General features: G+C 69.9%; 18 protein-coding genes and 1 pseudogene. 12 read left to right on the plus strand and 7 right to left on the minus strand.

Annotated features, from left to right (window positions below):
• Positions 1-20 precede the first annotated feature (20 nt).
• The 3 genes and pseudogenes from ABZ078_RS09150 to ABZ078_RS09160 form a co-directional block, all read right to left on the minus strand.
• Positions 21-929 (minus strand): ClpX C4-type zinc finger protein, encoded by a 909-nt coding sequence (locus tag ABZ078_RS09150; RefSeq protein WP_356573185.1) that lies wholly within the window; start codon positions 927-929, stop codon positions 21-23.
• Between the two features lie 47 nt (positions 930-976).
• Positions 977-1,384: a heavy metal-responsive transcriptional regulator gene (locus ABZ078_RS09155; RefSeq protein ID WP_356573187.1), complete on the minus strand. Its 408-nt coding sequence runs from the start codon at positions 1,382-1,384 to the stop codon at positions 977-979.
• A 174-nt stretch (positions 1,385-1,558) separates the two neighbouring features.
• Positions 1,559-2,421: pseudogene (locus ABZ078_RS09160) on the minus strand (IS5 family transposase).
• 40 nt (positions 2,422-2,461) lie between these two features.
• On the opposite strand from ABZ078_RS09160, the gene ABZ078_RS09165 reads away from it, so the two are divergent.
• Together ABZ078_RS09165 and ABZ078_RS09170 are read left to right on the plus strand one after the other, a co-directional pair.
• A complete protein-coding gene (locus tag ABZ078_RS09165; protein ID WP_356573189.1) occupies positions 2,462-3,340 on the plus strand; it encodes an alkylmercury lyase family protein in 879 nt (292 codons plus the stop codon).
• A gap of 56 nt (positions 3,341-3,396) precedes the next feature.
• Positions 3,397-3,882, plus strand: coding sequence for a DUF5990 family protein (locus ABZ078_RS09170; RefSeq protein ID WP_356573191.1), 486 nt, complete (start codon positions 3,397-3,399; stop codon positions 3,880-3,882).
• A gap of 285 nt (positions 3,883-4,167) precedes the next feature.
• Here the strand turns inward: ABZ078_RS09170 and pstS are convergent, their stop codons facing one another.
• The 3 genes from pstS to ABZ078_RS09185 form a co-directional block, all read right to left on the minus strand.
• Positions 4,168-5,223, minus strand: a complete 1,056-nt coding sequence (pstS, locus tag ABZ078_RS09175; protein WP_356573193.1) for a phosphate ABC transporter substrate-binding protein PstS — start codon at positions 5,221-5,223, stop codon at positions 4,168-4,170.
• 299 nt (positions 5,224-5,522) lie between these two features.
• Positions 5,523-5,888: a metalloregulator ArsR/SmtB family transcription factor gene (locus tag ABZ078_RS09180; protein ID WP_356573195.1), complete on the minus strand. Its 366-nt coding sequence runs from the start codon at positions 5,886-5,888 to the stop codon at positions 5,523-5,525.
• A 54-nt stretch (positions 5,889-5,942) separates the two neighbouring features.
• Entirely contained in the window at positions 5,943-6,998 is a 1,056-nt protein-coding gene (locus tag ABZ078_RS09185; protein WP_356573197.1) for an NAD(P)/FAD-dependent oxidoreductase, read from the minus strand.
• A gap of 106 nt (positions 6,999-7,104) precedes the next feature.
• Here ABZ078_RS09185 and ABZ078_RS09190 point away from each other — a divergent pair, with 106 nt between their 5' ends.
• The 4 genes from ABZ078_RS09190 to ABZ078_RS09205 all read left to right on the plus strand — a co-directional run bounded on the left by ABZ078_RS09190 (position 7,105) and on the right by ABZ078_RS09205 (position 11,830).
• Positions 7,105-8,469 (plus strand): FAD-dependent oxidoreductase, encoded by a 1,365-nt coding sequence (locus ABZ078_RS09190; RefSeq protein WP_356573199.1) that lies wholly within the window; start codon positions 7,105-7,107, stop codon positions 8,467-8,469.
• Positions 8,470-8,474: 5 nt separating this feature from the next.
• On the plus strand, positions 8,475-9,692 hold the full coding sequence (locus ABZ078_RS09195; RefSeq protein ID WP_356573201.1) for an MFS transporter: 1,218 nt from the start codon (positions 8,475-8,477) through the stop codon (positions 9,690-9,692).
• A 111-nt stretch (positions 9,693-9,803) separates the two neighbouring features.
• Positions 9,804-10,340 (plus strand): hypothetical protein, encoded by a 537-nt coding sequence (locus tag ABZ078_RS09200; RefSeq protein ID WP_356573203.1) that lies wholly within the window; start codon positions 9,804-9,806, stop codon positions 10,338-10,340.
• A gap of 23 nt (positions 10,341-10,363) precedes the next feature.
• The gene (locus ABZ078_RS09205) at positions 10,364-11,830 is read left to right on the plus strand and encodes a terminase family protein (protein WP_356573205.1); all 1,467 of its coding nucleotides are present in this window, start codon (positions 10,364-10,366) and stop codon (positions 11,828-11,830) included.
• Between the two features lie 4 nt (positions 11,831-11,834).
• On the opposite strand, the gene ABZ078_RS09210 is transcribed toward ABZ078_RS09205, so the two are convergent.
• The gene (locus ABZ078_RS09210; protein ID WP_356573207.1) at positions 11,835-12,443 is read right to left on the minus strand and encodes a hypothetical protein; all 609 of its coding nucleotides are present in this window, start codon (positions 12,441-12,443) and stop codon (positions 11,835-11,837) included.
• Between the two features lie 94 nt (positions 12,444-12,537).
• On the opposite strand from ABZ078_RS09210, the gene ABZ078_RS09215 reads away from it, so the two are divergent.
• The 6 genes from ABZ078_RS09215 (at position 12,538) to ABZ078_RS09240 (ending at position 17,390) form a co-directional block, all read left to right on the plus strand.
• A complete protein-coding gene (locus ABZ078_RS09215) occupies positions 12,538-14,304 on the plus strand; it encodes a hypothetical protein (protein WP_356573209.1) in 1,767 nt (588 codons plus the stop codon).
• A gap of 96 nt (positions 14,305-14,400) precedes the next feature.
• The gene (locus ABZ078_RS09220) at positions 14,401-15,108 is read left to right on the plus strand and encodes a hypothetical protein (protein WP_356573211.1); all 708 of its coding nucleotides are present in this window, start codon (positions 14,401-14,403) and stop codon (positions 15,106-15,108) included.
• 106 nt (positions 15,109-15,214) lie between these two features.
• Positions 15,215-15,631, plus strand: a complete 417-nt coding sequence (locus tag ABZ078_RS09225; RefSeq protein ID WP_356573213.1) for a head decoration protein — start codon at positions 15,215-15,217, stop codon at positions 15,629-15,631.
• Between the two features lie 15 nt (positions 15,632-15,646).
• Complete coding sequence (locus ABZ078_RS09230) at positions 15,647-16,696, plus strand: major capsid protein (RefSeq protein ID WP_356573215.1); 1,050 nt, start codon at positions 15,647-15,649, stop codon at positions 16,694-16,696.
• Positions 16,696-16,983: a hypothetical protein gene (locus tag ABZ078_RS09235; protein ID WP_356573217.1), complete on the plus strand. Its 288-nt coding sequence runs from the start codon at positions 16,696-16,698 to the stop codon at positions 16,981-16,983. The genes ABZ078_RS09230 and ABZ078_RS09235 overlap by 1 nt, the downstream gene beginning before the upstream one ends.
• A gap of 68 nt (positions 16,984-17,051) precedes the next feature.
• Positions 17,052-17,390 carry a hypothetical protein gene (locus ABZ078_RS09240; protein WP_356573218.1) on the plus strand — a complete coding sequence of 113 codons (339 nt, stop codon included), beginning with the start codon at positions 17,052-17,054 and terminating at the stop codon, positions 17,388-17,390.
• The last annotated feature ends 38 nt before the right edge of the window (positions 17,391-17,428 follow it).

The following is a 17,428-nucleotide window of genomic DNA, read 5'->3' on the forward strand; positions in this document are numbered from 1 at the left end:
GCCCCGCTCCTGTCGGGTCCTCAGCCTTGCGCCTCGCCCGTCCCGGCGGGCTGGCGCAGGATCTCCCCGCACAGCTCGACGCATTCGGCGCAGATCCATACGTCGGGGCCGGCCACCAGACGGCGCTCCTCGCTGCGTGGGTGGCCGCAGAAGGAGCAGCGGGCGGGCTGCTTCTTGCCACCGGAGCGTCCTCGGCGGGAGCGGCGGCCGAAGGCGGTACGCGGGACGTTGATGTAGCAGTGCAGCAGGCGTTTGATGTCCGCCACGTCCACCCCGAGGTCGTTCAGGACGCGGCGGCCCCGCGAGCCGGGGTTGGCTGCGATGACCGCGAGCAGCTGCGGCGTGGTGGCGACGACGGGGGCGCAAGTGGGGGTGCGCTCGGTGGCCAGTTGCTCGGCGGCGTGTAGCGCGGCCTGGGCCTCGGCAGCAAAGGCCACAGTCGCCGAGGGATTCGTGGCGGTGGGGGGATAGTCGAAGAGTCGCCTGCTTGCCTCGCGGATCTTGTCCCGGGTGACACCGAGCTGTTCAAGGGTGGCGGCGGCGACCCCGTCGGTGAGCAGGCCGAGCAGCAGATGGTCGGTGCCGGCCTCGGCCAGCCCGTCGCTCGCAGCGGCCTTGAGGGCGAGGCTGAGTGCGCTCTCCAGGTCGCGGCCGCGGATGAGACCAACCGCGGGAGGGGTGTCCACGACGCGGTCGGCGTACCGCTGGCGAGCGGCCTGGCGGGAGATGCCCAGGCGCTCGCCGATCACGGTCCAGGAGTGCCCGGCGTCGCGCACCTGGCGTACGACCACGTCGACGGCCGCGTCAACACGGTCCGACACGTCATGGGTTACGGCGATGACGGCGTCCAGCAGGGCGAGTACGTCGCCGTCTCCGGCACGGGTGTGGGCCGCCTGGATGAGCTGCTCCACGGTGGGCTCGTCGCTCATGCTGACAGCCGTAGATTGCGCCTCGAACGACTGACAACCCGTCGTTGTCACCTTCCTACTGGGCGGCCGATGATGGTGCAGATATCTGCCTCAGTGCAGGTGCTCGGATGAGTGTGGGCCGCGCGTTCGGCCAGGTCTCGCAAGGCCATGCGGGTCTTGCGCAGCTCAGCCATGCGGTGCTCGATGTCGGTCAGGTGCCGCTGAATGAGTTCACCTACGTGATCACACGGGGCTTGTCCGGAGTCCCGCAGGGCCAGGACCGAGCGGATCTCGGCGAGGGTGAGCCCGGCTCTCTGGGCGTCCCTGATGAACGTCAGCCGGGTGGCGGCCTCCGGCAGATAGTCGCGGTAGCCGGCGGCGGTGCGAGCAGGTTGGGGCAGCAGACCGGCCTGCTCGTAGAAGCGGATGGTCTTGGCCGTCACCTCGCAGGCGGCGGCCAACTCGCCGATGCGCATGCCGCCAGCGTACGACTTGACCTTCCACCATGCTGGAAGGTCTAGCTTCGAATGCACAGGCTCTGATCTGGGAGGACGCCGCCATGCGCATCAGGGTGCTGACCGTGCCCGACTGCCCCAACGCCCCTGTGATCGAGGAGCGGATCGCCCGTGCACTAGGCCGTTTCTTCTGGATCACCGAGCGGACCAGATGAAGATGCCCGCGATGTGCAGTGCGGCCAGGTAGACGGTGGCGGTCTTGTCGTATCGAGTGGCAAGGCCGCGCCACTGCTTGAGTTTGTTGATGCACCGCTCGACGGTGTTGCGCTGCCGGTAGGCGGTCTTGTCGAAGGCCGGTGGCCTGCCGCCGGATCGGCCGCGGTGTTTGCGCTTGGCGATCTGGTCGGCAGGCTGAGGGATGACCGCCGTGATGCCCCGACGGCGCAAGTGGGTGCGAATGGCGCGGGAGGAATACGCCTTGTCGGCCAGGACCACCTCCGGGGTGACCCTTGGTCGTCCGATCGGCCGGGGCACTCGTAAGCGCGCCATGACCTGTGTGAACGCGGGTGCGTCGCCCGCCTGGCCCGGTGTGATGTGGAAGGCCAGGGGGCGGCAACGGCCGTCAGCGGCCAGGTGGATCTTGGTGGTCAGTCCGCCGCGTGAACGTCCGAGGGCATGGTCGTCCGGCTCGCCGGCCGGGGCCCCTTTTGACGGGCCCCGGCGGCGTGCTGATGTGCGCGGACGATGGTGGAGTCGACTGCGACGACCCAGTCGAGATCGCCTTCGGCATCGGCCTGGGCCAGCAGAGCTGTGAAGACCTTCTCCCAGGTGCCGCCGGCCGCCCACTTCCTCAGGCGGTTGTGGATGCCCTTCCAAGAGCCGAACTCCTCGGGCAGGTCCATCCATGGCGAGCCGGTGCGGTACTTCCACGCGATCGCGTCGATCACCTGCCGGTGATCGCGCCAACGCCCGCCCCGCTTCGGCGATCGATCGGGTAACAGCGGTTCGATCCGCGCCCACTGGGCGTCAGTCAGAGGCACAACCAAACCAACGATCAGATGATCCGAAGGAAACGGCCTAGACGGCCGAGGTGCGGACGTGGAGCTGGTCGAGGTCGCAGACGAGGAACGGGCCGCCCGGCTCGGGATGACCGGATCGCCCACAGTCCTGATCGACGGCGTGGATCCCTTCGCGGTGCCGGACGCCCGGGTATCCGTCTCCTGCCGTCTGTACCGAGGACTGGACGGCACGGTCGACGGGGCACCGAGCGTCGATGAACTGCGGAGCGCGCTGCAGGCGGCCGAAAGCCGCGACTGCGAGGCCGAGTGCTCACCGGTGGATACGGTCGGCCGCGGCGGACGGGGCCGTCTGGCTCCGGTAGACGGCGGGCTGCGCGCCGTACAGCAGGCCGTGCTCCGCCACTTTGCTGCGACCGGCAGCACGCCCGACCCCGCCGACCTGGAACCCCGGGCCGCCGCCCACGGCCGTGCCGCGACCGATGTCCTGGCCGACCTGGCGGCTGAGGACTTCCTCGCCCTCGACGACCACGGCCGCATCCGGGCGGCGTACCCGTTCTCCGCCGTGCCCACCGCCCATCGGGTCAGGCTGGCCGATGGCATCGAGGTGTGGGCGATGTGCGCGATCGACGCGCTTGGCATGCCGGACATGCTCCGCACGGACGCCGTGATCACCTCCGCCGACCCGGTCACCGGCGAGACGGTCACCGTCACCTCCACAGGCGGGCGCCTGACCTGGCGGCCGTCGTCCGCCGTCGTCTACCTGGGCCAGCGTTCGTGCACCGGCCCTGCCGCCGACATCGCCTGCGGCGCCCTGAACTTCTTCACCAGCCGCCGTACCGCGCAGGAGTGGGCCGACCAGCACCCCGACTTCACCGGCCAGACCATCCCTCAGGACCGCGCCGAAGTCCTGGGCCGGTCCGTCTTCGGCTCCCTGCTGGCAGACTCCGAACCAGCCTGAGCCCTCATGGACACGAGCACGCGGACCCACGCAGGTCCGTGCCCAGAACGGTGGCGATGATGAGCAAGCTGACCATCCGCGTCGACGCCGTCGACCTGCCCGGCCTCACCTGCCCGCCCACAGCACCCAGCGACAACAGCGTGCAGACGTACCGCAACGTTCATGTCGCCGTGCAGCGCCGGGCCCGCCGGGACGAACTCCTCGGCATCCAGGCCGGCGACGCCACCTGTGCGACCTGGACGCTACCGTGCACCACGGCCGCCGCAGCCGCAGGTATCGACGTCAAGGGCCCCTACATCCAGGGCCGTCCAGGCGAACGGTTCATCTACCTGTCGTGGGGCACCGTCGACGAGCCCGGCACCTTCACCATGTTCCGCCGCGCCAAGCTTCTGCTCGGCGCAGTCCCCGCCGGCGTACTCGACGCCGCAGCACACACCGGCCTCCTCGTCGGACGCCTCGGCCTCACCGACGCATACGGCTGCCCTTTGTGCGCACGCGTCACACCCCCCGCCATTATCTGGTCTGCCGAAACCGCCGACTGAGACGACGTTGTGGGACCGGACCGGACGGGCAGGCTGGGGCACGGTGTCGTACCCCTGGCCCCGGCGAGAGCCAGACACATCGGCCGGCGACTCCCGTACGCTCGCTCAACGCCTCGAACATCCGCGTGCCCGCCACAGCCGGTACGCCAGCCGTGGACGAACCGCGCTCACCTGCTCGGCCACGATGACTGGACCGTCCCAGCCTCGGCCCCCTCACGCATCGGGCAGGCCGCGAAAGCACCGCGTTCCTCGACGCCAGAGAGTGATCCACGCGCCGTCCCTTCGTCAGCTCAGCGTGCCGACGACCTTGCGCACCTCAGCGGCGACGGACTGCGGCAACGGCGCGTAGTGAATCCTGGACAGCGGCTTCTGGCCCGCATCGCTTGCGGTGTAGGTCAGGAACGACTTCAGTGCGGGCAGGGTGTCGGCCGCGTTTCCTCTGTCACAGACGATCTCGTAGCTGACCAGGACGATCGGATACGTGCCGTCGGCGGACGTCCGGTAGTCGAATTTCAAGGTGAGGTCCTTGCCCTTGCCGACCACCGTGGCGGCGGCGATTCCCGCGGACGCCGTCTGCGCGGTGGCCGCCACCGGCTCGGAGGCGCCGGTGTCGATGCGGACCGTCTTGATGTGGCGGGCGGCGGCGAACGAGAGCTCGAAGTAACCGATGGACCCCGATGTCGAGGCGACTTCGGACGCCACGGCGGTTGAACCGTTGGCCGACTCGCCGCCCTTGCCCTGCCATGCCTTCTCCGCCGGGTGCGACCAGACTTCAGGGGCAGCGCCCGCCAGGTACGCCTGGAAGTTCTGTGTGGTGCCTGAGTCGTCGGACCGGTGCACTGCTCGGATGGGCAGGGAGGGCAGTTCGGTGCCGGGGTTCAGCGTCCGGATGGCCGGATCGTCCCAGGTGGTGATCTGTGAGTCGAAGATCTTGGCGATCGTCGCGGCATCCAGCACCAGGTCGTCGACTCCCGGCACGTTGTAGCCCATCGCTATGGAGCCGCCCACCATGGGCAGATTGATGACCCGCCCGCCCGGACAGACATTCTCGTCCGGTGCGTACTCCTTCGGATCGACCGGGCTGTCGGTGCCGCCGAACGCCGTTGTCCTCTGCAGGAACTGGACGACGCCGGCACCGGAGCCCAATGGGTTGTAGGCGACCCGCACCGGAGCGCACGCCCGCTCGTACTGCTTGATCCAGTACTTCATGGCGTTCTCCTGGGCGGTCGACCCCGAGCCGGGCACCTTCCCACTCTTGGCGCAGTCGGCCCGCGCGACAGCGGGCGGCCCTGACGGCACGTCCTGGGCGGAGGCGGTGTCTGAGCCGTTGGCTCCCGACACCCAAGCCACGGCTCCACCTGCGGCTGCCACAACCGCAGCAGCCGCCCCGAGCGGCAGAAGAAGGCTTCGTTTCCTGCGCCGATGCTGCACCCTGGTCCCTTTCGGAAGGCATACGGGTGGCAGGCCGAAGTAATCGCCGTGGTCTGGCTGTTGGTTCGCGCCCCACCCACCAGGACATAGATGCTTGCCTATGTGGCGGGTGTGTTGGTGACGTGGGAACGAACGTCTGGTGACGCAGTGACGTCATACAGGGGGAGCAGCAGTGACTGCGTGCGGCAGGACGGCCGCGGCCAGGCGGACTACCGGATGGTCAGCAGCTGCCCCATGGCCGCCAACACTGACGGCTCCACCCGGTAGTACACCCACGTACCGCGCCGCTGCGAGGTGAGCAGCCCGGCCTCCTTGAGCTTCTTCAGGTGGTGGGAGACGGTCGGCTGGGAGACCCCGACGTCGGAGATGTCGCACACGCACGCCTCGCCGCCCGCGGCCGAGGCCACCGCCGAGAACAGCCGCAGCCGCACCGGATCGCTGAGCGCCTTGAACATCCGTGCCGTCCGCTCGGCCTCCTCGGCAGTGAAGGGACGCTCGGTCAGCGGCGGGCAGCACGGCACTGCGGCCTCGGGGGCCTCTGGTTCCAGCAATGGCAGCGCCTCGACATTCGACATACGTCTATGTTGACACATGTCGAACTAGAGTGGCGAGGCCGAAGCCATCCCGGCTCAGATGCTGGCCAAGTGTGCGGCCAGGCGGCGGGTGATACGCGCAGCGTCCCGACCTACGCCGCGCAGGGAGTTGGACGACAGGCTGCGCTGCCACTCCAGGCCGACGTACGCCAGACCGGGGTGCGTGAGGGATGTGCCCTCTTGGTGGCGCGGGTGGCCGTGCGAGTCGAGCGCGCCGAGTCCAGCGAGGTAGCCGAGGTCGGGGCGGTAGCCGGTGGCCAGCACGATCGTGTCGACCTCCTCGGTGCTGCCGTCGGCCCAGGTGACCTTAGCGCCGTCGATTCCGGCGAACATCGGGCGCCGGTCTGGTGCCCCTGCTTCGACGGCGGCACGGTAGCGGCCGTTGTCGATGACCAGCTGGCTCGGCGGCGTGCGCAGGAACCGCCCAACGGGCAGCGTGTCGAGACCTGTACGAGCCAGCCACCAGTGCAAGTCCCGGCCGAGCATGCGCTGGCGGGCGAACCGCACCGGATGCCGGGAGGCGAGGGTCACCCGCGCTCGCTCGCCGAGCTCGGCGGCTATCTGCACCGCGGAATTCCCGGCCCCGACGACCACGACGCGTTGCCCCTCGAACGGCTCGGGTGAACGGTAGTCGGCGGCATGCAGCACCGTGCAGGCGAAACCGTTCAAGCCGGGCAGCTCAGGGCGGTGGGGGCGGCCGAAGGTCCCGGACGCCGCTACGACGGCACGGGCGGACAGCTGCTCGCCGCCCTCCAGTCCGAGACGGAATCCGCCGTTGTCGGCACGCACTTCGAGTACGCGCGTCCCGGTGCGGATGTCGGCGTCGAGGTGTTCGGCGTAGCGCAGCAGGTAGGCGACGACCTCGTCCCGGTGCGGGTAGCGATCGGGGTTCCCGTCGAAGGGCATCCCCGGCAGGGAGCTGTACCCCGCTGGGGAGAAGAGAGTGAGGCTGTCGTAGTAGCGCGGCCACGACCCAGCCGCCTGCCCGGACGCCTCCAGAACCACAGGTGCCAGACCCCTAGCTCGCAGGCTGTGGCCTGCGGCCAGTCCGGACTGACCGCCCCCGATCACGGCAACGTCGACCTGCTTCACAATCGATCTCCCGATTCGATGAATGTCTATGTTGACGCACATCGAATCAGGTGTCATGCTGGCTGCGCAAGAGATCGACGCCTGTCGAAACAAAAGGGGAATCGTCGTGAACGCGCCCACCACCGACCAGCTGCCCGTCGTGGTCATCGGGGCCGGCCCCGTCGGCCTGGCCGCCGCTGCCCACCTCGTCGAGCGCGGCATCGAACCGCTGGTCCTGGAATCCGGCCCGAGTGCGGGCACCGCCGTACGGGAGTGGGCGCACGTGCGGCTGTTCTCCCCCTGGGCCGAGGTGACCGCACCCGCCGCTGAGAAGCTCCTCGCCCCCACGGGCTGGGTGCGCCCCGACGGGGCGGCCTATCCGACCGGCGGTGACTGGGCCGAGCAGTACCTGCAGCCGCTCGCCGACGTCCTCGGTGACAAGGTCCGCTACGGCGCCACGGTGACTGGCGTCGCCCGGGCCGGACGCGACCGCATCGTCGACGCCGGCCGCGACGAGCAGCCCTTCACCGTCCACGTCGAAACGACAGACGGCCGCGAGGAGCGGATCACCGCCCGCGCCGTCATCGACGCCTCCGGCACCTGGTCCACCCCCAGCCCGCTCGGTGCCAACGGTCTTCCCGCGCTCAGCGAGAAGACGGCCGCCGACCACATCTCCTACCGCGTCCCCGACCTGAAGGACGCTGCCGTCCGTGCCCGGTACGCGGGCAAGCGCACCGCAGTCGTCGGATCCGGCGACTCCGCCTTCACCGCGATGGCCTCCCTCGCCGACCTGGCCAAGGAGGCGGACGGCACGCACGCGGTGTGGATCCTGCGCCGGGGGATCGGCGCGAACACGTACGGCGGCGGCGAGGCCGACCAGCTGCCCGCCCGCGGCGCCCTCGGCCTGCGCGCAAAGGCCGCCGTCGAGGACGGCTACGCCTCCGCCGTCACCGGCTTCCGCACGGCCGCCGTGGAGAGGAACGGGGACCAGTTGGTCCTGGTCGCCGAGGACGGCCGCCGCCTGGAGGAGGTCGACGAGGTCATCGTCCTGACCGGCTTTCGCCCCGACCTGTCCTTCCTCTCCGAGCTCCGCCTCGGCCTGGACGAGCGCCTCCAGGCGCCGACCGCACTCGCCCCGCTCATCGACCCGAACGTGCACTCATGTGGCACGGTCTACCCCCACGGCGTGGGCGAGCTCTCCCACCCGGAGAAGGACGTCTACCTGGTCGGCATGAAGTCCTACGGCCGCGCCCCGACCTTCCTCGCCATGACCGGCTACGAGCAGACCCGCTCCATCGCCGCCGCACTCGCCGGGGACCAGGAGGCCGCCGAGCGCGTCGAGTTGACCCTGCCCGAGACCGGCGTTTGCGGCGGCGCGGGCCTGTTCGACGAGCCCGAGGCAGCCCAGGCCGACGAAGGCGGCGGCTGCTGCGCGGCCCCGGCAACCCTCCAGATCGGCGTCGGCGCCCCGGCCACCTCCGGCGGCTGCTGACCACCGTGCCCGACCTCGACGCCCGCGGGGCCGCGACCGGAACGGGGGACCGGTCGCGGCCCCGCGCCGCCCTGCCGGCCCTCTGCGCCACCCAGATCACCAGCTGGGGAATCGTCTACTACGCCTTCCCCGTCCTCAACGCCCGGATCACCGCCGACACCGGCTGGTCCACCACTGCCACCACGGCCGCCTTCTCCGGCGCCCTGCTGGTCTCCGCCGTCACCGGCATCCCCGTCGGCCGCATCCTCGACCGCCGCGGCCCACGTGCTGTCATGACGGCCGGTTCGCTGATCGGCGTCGTAGCCCTGCTGGCCATCGCGTACGCCCCCAGCCTGCTGGTGTTCACCGTGGCCTGGCTGCTCGCCGGCGTAGCCATGGCCACCACCTTCTACCAGCCCGCCTTCGCCGCCCTCACCCGTTGGTGGGGTGAACAGCGCGTCCGGGCCCTCACCATCGTCACGCTCGCGGGCGGTCTCGCTTCCACAGCCTTCGCGCCCCTGACTGCCGCCCTCGCCGAACACTTCAGCTGGCGTACGACCTACGCTGTCCTCGCCGTGCTCCTGGCCGCGATTACGATCCCCGCCCACGCAATCGCGCTGAAGGCCCCCTGGCCGCCGGCTCATCCGCAGCCCACCCAACTCCCCAACAGCAGCAGCTCCGTTGCTCGCAGCCGCCCCTTCCTCCTGCTCGCCGCCGCCCTGACCCTCAACGGCTTCGCGATGTACGCCGTCGTGATCGCCCTCGTACCCCTGCTCACCGAGCGCGGGGCCGATCCCACCACGGCCGCCTGGGCCCTGGGCCTCGGTGGCGCCGGACAGACTCTGGGACGCACGCTCTACACAAGCCTCGCTCGTCGAACCGGCGTCACGACCCGCACCGTGACCCTGATCGCGTTGGGTGGTGGCACCACCGTCCTGCTCGCGGCGGTGTCCGGCCCCGTGCCTCTCCTGGTCGTCATTGCCGTCGCGGTCGGCATGGTGCGCGGCAATCTCACCCTGCTTCAGGCCACCGCCGTCGCTGATCGGTGGGGTACCACTCACTACGGTCGACTCTCCGGTCTTCTTGGTGCTCCGGTCACGATCGCCTCAGCCCTGGCGCCGTTTGCCGGGGCGGTACTCGCTGGTGTGCTGGGCGGCTATCCACTCCTGTTCACCGTGCTCGCGTTCATCTCCTTCACAGCGGCTCTCTTGGCTTTGGGAAGCGCGCCACGCAGAGCCGGATGACCTGAAAGGCCCTGACAGCTCTGCTGGCGGGACGCCGCCTGCTGACGTCTACCCTTGTTCCCTGCACGTGGCTGGCAATCGGTGGCGCATGGGGAGAAGGAAGGCCAACCGGTGAGTGACCGGGGTGCCGTCGACCCCTGGGAGCGCCAGGACCGTGAGTCTCCTCAGGCGTTCGAGGCGTTCTCCGTGTACCGCGACCTTGGTCCGGCGCGGAGTGTCACGAGAGTGGCACGGGAGTTGGATAAATCCCGTGCGCTGGTGGGCCGGTGGTCGCGGCAGTTCGCATGGGTGATGCGGGCGGCGGCCTACGACCGGGAGCAGGACCGGCTGTTCCTCGCGGAGCAGGCGCAGGCGCGGCGCGATCTGGCGCGTCGGCACGCGAAGTTGGCGCAGGCCGTGCAGAGCAAGGCGGTCGCGCGGCTCCAGTCGCTCGACCCGCGGGAGCTGTCGCCATCGGAGCTGCTGCGGTACATCCAGGTCGCGACGGAGATCGAGCGGCGGGCCGTGGGTGAGGCCCCGGCGGTCGGAGCGGTCGAGGACCGGGACCAGGGCATGGACGTGGCCTCGTTGTCGGACGAGGAGCGCCGGGCCCGGATGGATCAGCTGCGCCGCGAGCTGGAGCGGCGGCTGTCGGAGGGCGCGCAGTGAGCCGCGGCCGGGCGAAGCGTCGGATGGTCGAGGGGTTCGCGGATCCGTCGGTGATGAGCGACGAGCAGTTGAAGGCCGAGGTCGCGGCACTCGTGCGGGCCGATGAGCGGTCGGCGCGGCGCTGGGCGTGCGAGGTCCCGAACTGTGACGGGCTGCCCCACGCGGGGTGGCTGCATCACCATGCCCGTGCGGCGCAGCGTCAGCCGCTGTGGCTTTGGACGGTGTGGATGCTGCTCACCGGCCGTGGCTGGGGGAAGTCGCGGACGGCGGCGGAGATGGTGCGGGAGTGGGCGCAGACGCCGGGGTTGCAGATCGCGGTGGTGGCGAAGAACGCGACGTTGGTGCGGGACATCTGCTTCGAGTCGCCGAAGTCGGGGCTGCTGTCGGTGTTTCTGCCGGAGGAGGTGGCGAAGTACAACTCGTCGCTTGGTGAGACGACGCTCCGGTTGGTGAACGGCACGCTGATTCGCGGGTTCGGTGCGGAGACGCCGGACAACCTGCGTGGCTGGGCGTTCGACAAGGCGTGGTTGGACGAGTACGCGGCCTGGTCGCGGCACACCGCGCAAGAGGTCTACGACATGCTGTGGTTCTGCCTGCGTGAGGCGGACACTCCGCAGGTCGTCATCTCTACGACGCCCAAGCCGCTCCCTCACGTTAAGCGGCTCGTCGAGCGCGGCCGAGAGCAGGAGAAGGCACACGAGAAGGGCGGGGCGCCGCCGCGGGTGGTGCTGACCCGCGGGCACATGCGGGAGAACGACGCGAACCTGTCGGCGGCGGCGCGGGAGGAGCTGGAGGAGGAGTACGCCGGCACCCGGCTGGGGCGGCAGGAGCTGTCGGGCGAGCTACTCGAGGACGTGGAGGGCGCGCTGTGGAAGGGCTGGATGATGGAGGTCGAGGGCTTCCGGCCTCGGCTCGAGCATCTGCCGGATCTCCAGCGCGTGGTGGTGTCCGTGGACCCGGCGACCAAGAGTCACGAGAACGCGGACATGACCGCGTTCACGGTGGCGGGACGCGGGTTCCCGGTGGAGACGATGTTCGGGGACGACCGGCCTCGCGGGTATCTGCTGCACTGCGAGCAGGACCGGTACACGCCGACGCAGGCGATGAAGCGGGCCGCCACGCTGTACCACGAGCACCGGGCGGACTGCGTGGTCATCGAGGCGAACAACGGCGGCGACTACCTGCCCGCGCTGCTGGAGCAGGTGGACCCGACGGTGAACTGGCGCATCGTTCATGCCACGCGCGGGAAGCGGGCGCGGGCGGCCCCCGCGGCGCAGCTGTACGAGCAGGCTCGGGTGTCGCATGTCGGTCCGGCTCGGCGGTTCGCGGAGCTGGAGGAGCAGATGACGACGTTCGTCGGCCAGGGCGAGACGGAGGACTCGCCGGATCTGCTGGACTCGGCGGTGTGGGCGCTGTGGGATCTGTTCCTCGACCCGACGATGCCGCCACCACGTGGTGGGGACGACCAGCGGCTTAGCGGGCGGCGATGAGACGTCAGGCGGTCGGCTGCGGAGTGTTGAGTTCCGGAGCTCCGCTGGGCTCGTCGGGGAGGTCTTCGTCGAGGGCGGCGAGTGCCTGCTCGAATTCTTTGAAGCTCTGACCGATGTCGGCGACGTGCCATCGGGAGGCGAAGAAGAGGGTGTGAACGGGGGCCGTGAGGGCGGTGAGTCGCTCGACCTGCTTCTCGACGGGGCGTTCTGAAATCACCACGGCTCGTGCATGGACCGCGAACTTGCCGACGATGGAGCGGAGACGGTCGGTGGCGTAGCCGAGGGTGAACAGCTCCAGGTTGTCGACCAGGTACCGCGTGGCTTCATCGAGTTGGTCGAGCCACCGCTGACGCTCCGCTTCCAGCCTCTCCGCGAGGGCGGGGCGTGTTTCTGCGAGGGACTCTGGTACTTCTGATCCCTGGAGCCGCCCGCATGCCGACAGGATGGTCAGGACTCGTTTGCTGAACTCGGCACGGGCCTCGTACGCGACGCGCTTGCGGTTGTTCTTCGCTTCGATGCGTGGCTTCCGGGCCTCAAGGCGTGGGTTGACGAAGAGGCCGACGAAGAGCGTGGTCGCGGCGGCGAGCAGGATGCTGCTGATCCAGGACGGCATGGCGGGATTGTCGGGCATCCGGAGGTGGGCGGTCGCGGTATGAACGGCCGATAAGGTAACGATTTGGCGCGGGGCCGACGTCCTGGAGGGACCTGTGGGCCTGCGCCAACTCGTGATCGATGCGTGGTCGTGGCTGAACTACAAGCCGGTGATGGCCGACGCTGGCCGACCGGGCAGTCGCGCGTTCCCTGAGCTGGCCAAGACGTGGGTGCCACCGCACGAGCTGCGGCGGCTGTCCGCGTACAAGGTGTTGGCCTCGTACGACAACAACCAGGCCGGGCAGCTTGCGGCGGCTGGTGGCGACGCGAGCGCGTTGGAGCGGCGGGAGCTGGGTGACGCGGCGAAGCTGGTGGACACCGCGCTCGGCTACCTCCTCGGTTCGGAACAGAAGGTTGCGGTCGAGGGCGCGGAGCACGCCGATGAGGAGACGCCGACGCCCGGTGCGGCGGAGGCCGCGGCGGTGCAGGGCCGGTTGCGGAAGTGGGCGGACAAGGAGCTGCTGACGTTCCGGGTCCAGCAGGCCGAGCGGGCGGCGGTGCTGCTCGGGGACAGTGTGATGGTGCTGGCGTGGAACCCGGAGAAGCAGCGGCCGACGCTGCGGGTCTACGATCCGGGGTTCTTCTTCCCGCAGTGGGACGACGAGGACGAGGACTTCCCCAGCCGGGTGCATCTGGCGTGGGAGCTGCCGGCGGACGATGACGCCGGGCTGAAGGCTCGGGTGCGACGGGTGACGTACGAGCTGGGTCCGATCTCCGAGGACGGTGAGCGCGGCGACGTCGGCGGCGCGACTGGTGGGCGGCAGTACCCGTGGGAGCCGGGGCGGACGTCGAACGTGACGTGCTACCTCACGGACGCGGAGTGGCTTCTGGAGGACCTGAAGAACGGCGAGACCCTGGACCGGCTGCCGATGGACAAGGCGAGCTTCCGGGTGCGGCCGGACGGCACGGAGCTGAACCGGCTGGATCTGATGATCGACTTCGTGCCGGTGATCCACATCGCGAACACGATCCCCGACGGCGGGGAACACTGGGGGCGCTCGATTCTGGCGCGGGTTCTGCAGGCGCTCGATGAGCTCGCGGCCACGGACTCGGACAGCTCGGCGGCCTCGGCGACGACGGGCACGCCGATCATCGGGCTCGCGGGTGCGCGGCTGCCGGTGGACCGGGTGACGGGCAAGCCGCAGGAGCTTCAGGTGAAGGCCGGTGCGGTGTGGCAGCTCGGTGAAACGGGGCGGATGGATGCCCTGGACACGTCGCCGCAGTTGGCCGAACTGCGGGCTCGGGTGGATCACCTGCTGGAGCGGATCGCGGCGAACAGCCGTGTGACGGCGGCGGGTCTCGGGACGCTGGACGCCACGGAGGTGCCGTCGGGGTACGCGCTGAAGCTGGCCTTGGGGCCGCTGGATGCGCTGATCGGGATGATGCGGTTGGCGCGGGAGCACAAGTACCGGCTGCTGTTCAAGATGGTGCAGCGGCTGTATCAGGCCGGGCGTGCGGAGGGCTGGACGGCTGGGGAGACGCTGCCGGCGCGGCTGGCGTGGGCGCCGCACACGCCGACGGACCGGGGTGCGGTGCTGGAGGAGGTCGTGAAGGCGTACGGGGCGGGGGTGCTGTCGCTGGAGACGGCGGTCGCGATGCTGCTGGAGGCCGGGTACCCGATCGAGGACGCCTCGCAGGAGGTGGAGCGGATCAGGGCGAAGACGGAGCAGGAGGCCGCGGTGCGGATGGCGGAGGCTGCTGCTCAGCGCGGGCGCGGCGAGGACGACGAGGGGCAGGAGGAGGACGAGGGGTCGGCGTCGGTCGGCATGAAGAAGCCGGTCGGGAAGGTGAGCGACCGGGAGCCGGTGGAGGCGGGCCGGTGACGCGCCATCCGGGCGTGGTCGGACAGGGCTCGTGGCCGTGTCGGCGCAGGTGGCTACACTGGCCGTCAGCGCGGGGGCGCGCTCTGGAGGAGATGTATGGTCCGGCCCCTGCCGCCTCACCGTCCTGTCGGCCACCGCCGTGACGGGCGGCCGATCTACCCGATTCTTGGTGCCTCTTCGGAGGACGAGACGAACGATCAGCTCGACGACGCCGCCGAGAGCGGCGGCCAGGAGCAGCAGGTCACAGTCACTCAGGACCGGTTGGGCAAGATGCTCACCCGTGAGAAGGCGCAAGGAGAACGGGCCGCGATCAAGCGGCTGTTGGCTACGCTCGGGTTCGACTCCCCGAAGGCGCTAACCGAGTTCGTGACCGCGCAGCGGGAGGCCGAGCAAGCCGCGCTGTCGGAGGTGGAGCGCCGGGAACAGGCTGCTGCCGAGCGGGAGTTGCAGGCCGCGCGCCGTGAGGAGATGGCCGCCGAGCGGGAGAGGGCGGCGCTTCGCAGGGCCGCGCTGGTGGCGCTCGGCGCGGAGGGTGACGATCTGGTGGACGCGGAACGTCTGCTGGCCGTGGACGACGAGGACGCGGACGAGGCGCAGATCCAGGCGGCGGCCGAGGCGCTGCGGGCACGCCGCCCTGAGCTGTTCGGTGAGGTGCGCACGCCTGTGCCGGCGGCCCCCGCGGGTGCACCGGCCGGTCGCGGCCCGACCCGCACGGCCCCGGTGTCCAAGCCCGGGTCGGCCGGGTTGGAGATGGCCAAGCGCCGTGGCCTGATCCCGGAGTTCAGCGACTCCGCCGCCCGATAGTTCGGGCCCAGATCTTGGGGGACCACGCCCCCTGAACTTCGTGGACGGCATCGCCTCCGTGGGCGGTGTGCGGAATCTGACCGCAGCGTCCATGGAGACCAAGCGCATGACCATTCAGCCCGTCTCGACGTCCGAGTACACGACCGCCAATCGCGAGTGGCTGGCGTCCCTGCACGGCACCGACTCCGTCGACACGATCACCCTAGACCTGAACCTGTTCTGCGAGGGCACGCATTACGTTTGCGGCGACGGCTGTGACCCGTACGGCCGGGTGCTGTCCGGTGTGCCGGTCGGCAGGGTCACGGAGTCCGGCCTGTACGGCCCGTACGACCCGGAGGCTCACTGCGGCCGCCAGATCCTGCGCGGCTTCGTGATCGCCGAAGCCCCGTTCGCTCCGGGGCAGACCCGTGTTCCGGCCGCGCTGCTGTGGCACGGCGCGGTGAAGGCGTCGAAGGTCCCCGGCGGCATCGACGTGTCCCAGCTCGTGTGGCACCCGCGTGCCGCGCAGATCCGCTTCGTCTGAGCGGCGGTGTGAGCTGTGACGATTCAGGACCTGCTCAAGGACGTCTCGGTCATGGACCTGACGGCGTTCGCCAGAGCGATCCCGTCCCCGAAGGACTTCCTCCTCACGCAGACGATCTTCCCGACCGTGGAGATGCGGGAGGTGAAGTGGCGTACTAAGGACTCCGGCCGGTACGTCAACGTCGCCAAGTACCGGGCGTTCAACGCCTCGGTGCCGTTCGCGACCCGTGAGGCGTGGCAGACCTCCCGCGAGGGTGCGCTGCCCGCGCTGGGCCAGAAGCTCGTCGTCTCCGAGCAGGAGCAGATCCTGCTGGAGGCGTCGCACGGCTCGGATCAGGACCGGCTCATCGAGCTGCTGTACGACGACGTGGAACGGCACGTTGAGGCCATCCGGTCCCGACTTGAGCTGGCCGCCGGCGACGTGCTCGTGGACGGCCGGTTCACGCTGGAACAGGAGAACGGCCTGACGCTGGAGGTGGACTGGAACGTCCCCGCCGAGAACATGCCCGTCGCCCGCATTCCGTGGTCGGACCCGGCCTCCGACCCGATTGCGGACGAGCTGCGGTGGATCCAGCACCTGGACGACATCGGCGCGCCGGAGCCGGAGCTGGTGATCACCTCCCGGAAGGCTTTCAGCTACCTGGCGGCGAACAACGCCTACCGGGCGGCCTACTACGGGTCGGTGTCCCCGTCGACCACGCCGACGGCGACGCTCACCCCGCAGCAGATCAACGTGGTGCGCGGCAACTACAGCCTGCCGCCGATCCAGCTCTACAAGGCTCAGGTGCGAGTGGACGGCAAGCCCTGCAAGGTGCTGCCCGAGGACCTGTGGATTCTGGTGCCGCCGGAGCGGGAGAAGTGGGCGCAGACCATGTATGGGGTGACCGCGGAGGCCCTGGTGCTGTCGCGCGGGGCGAACCCGGAGATCCTCCGGGAGGACGCTCCCGGCCTGATCATCACGCGCGGTGTCCAGGATGACCCCGTGCAGATCTGGACCAAGGGTGCCGCGGTCGGCATGCCTGTGATGCACACCCCGGACGCGCACATCGTGGCGAAGGTCCTGTGATGGCGGGCCGCGGGCGGCTGAAGGCCGCGGTCTACGTACAGGACCCGACCACACGGGAGGAGCTGATCCTGCTGCCGGGCGACTGTCCGGCCCCGAAGGTGGCCGTGCTGATCACTAACCCGGACGCGTGGGAGGTGCCGCCGGACGACTGCGACGAGCCGGACGAGGCTGCCGTGGTGGAGACGGCGGAGCCGTCCGGGAACAAGGACGACGGCCAGGAAGAGACGGCCGGCGCAGGCGGAGCGAAGAAGCCTGCGTCACGACGGGGACGCTCGTCCTCTGCGTAATACGCTCACACGCACGGCCTGGAGCCAATTCCCCGAGCGGCTCCAGGCCGTGCCGCGTACTGAGGGATGTGATCCTGGTGGACGAGTTTCAGCGGTCGTGGCTGCTCGCGCAGCTCGGCCCAGACACCGACCCGGCCGACCTGGAACGCCGCTTCTTCCGCCTGCGGTCAGTGCGCGCGGTCGCGCTCGAGGTGCTGGGCGAGCGGCGCGCCAAGCTTCTCGCCGACCCGCTGAAGGTCACCGTGGACGGCGTGGTGACCATGGACCTGCAGGAGAACCTGCGAGGCATCGAGCGGCAGATCGAGCACGTGCGCCGAGTTCCTCCGCCGGATGGTTCGGACGGCGAGGACGATGCAGACGAGGCGCTGGAAGTGACTTGGCTGGTGTCCACGCGCCGCTACAGGTAACAGCTTGGGTCGGGTGGGAGCTGCCTGCGTGGGCACGC

The organism is Streptomyces sp. NPDC006385, assembly GCF_040612485.1.
Classification (GTDB): Bacteria; Actinomycetota; Actinomycetes; order Streptomycetales; family Streptomycetaceae; genus Streptomyces.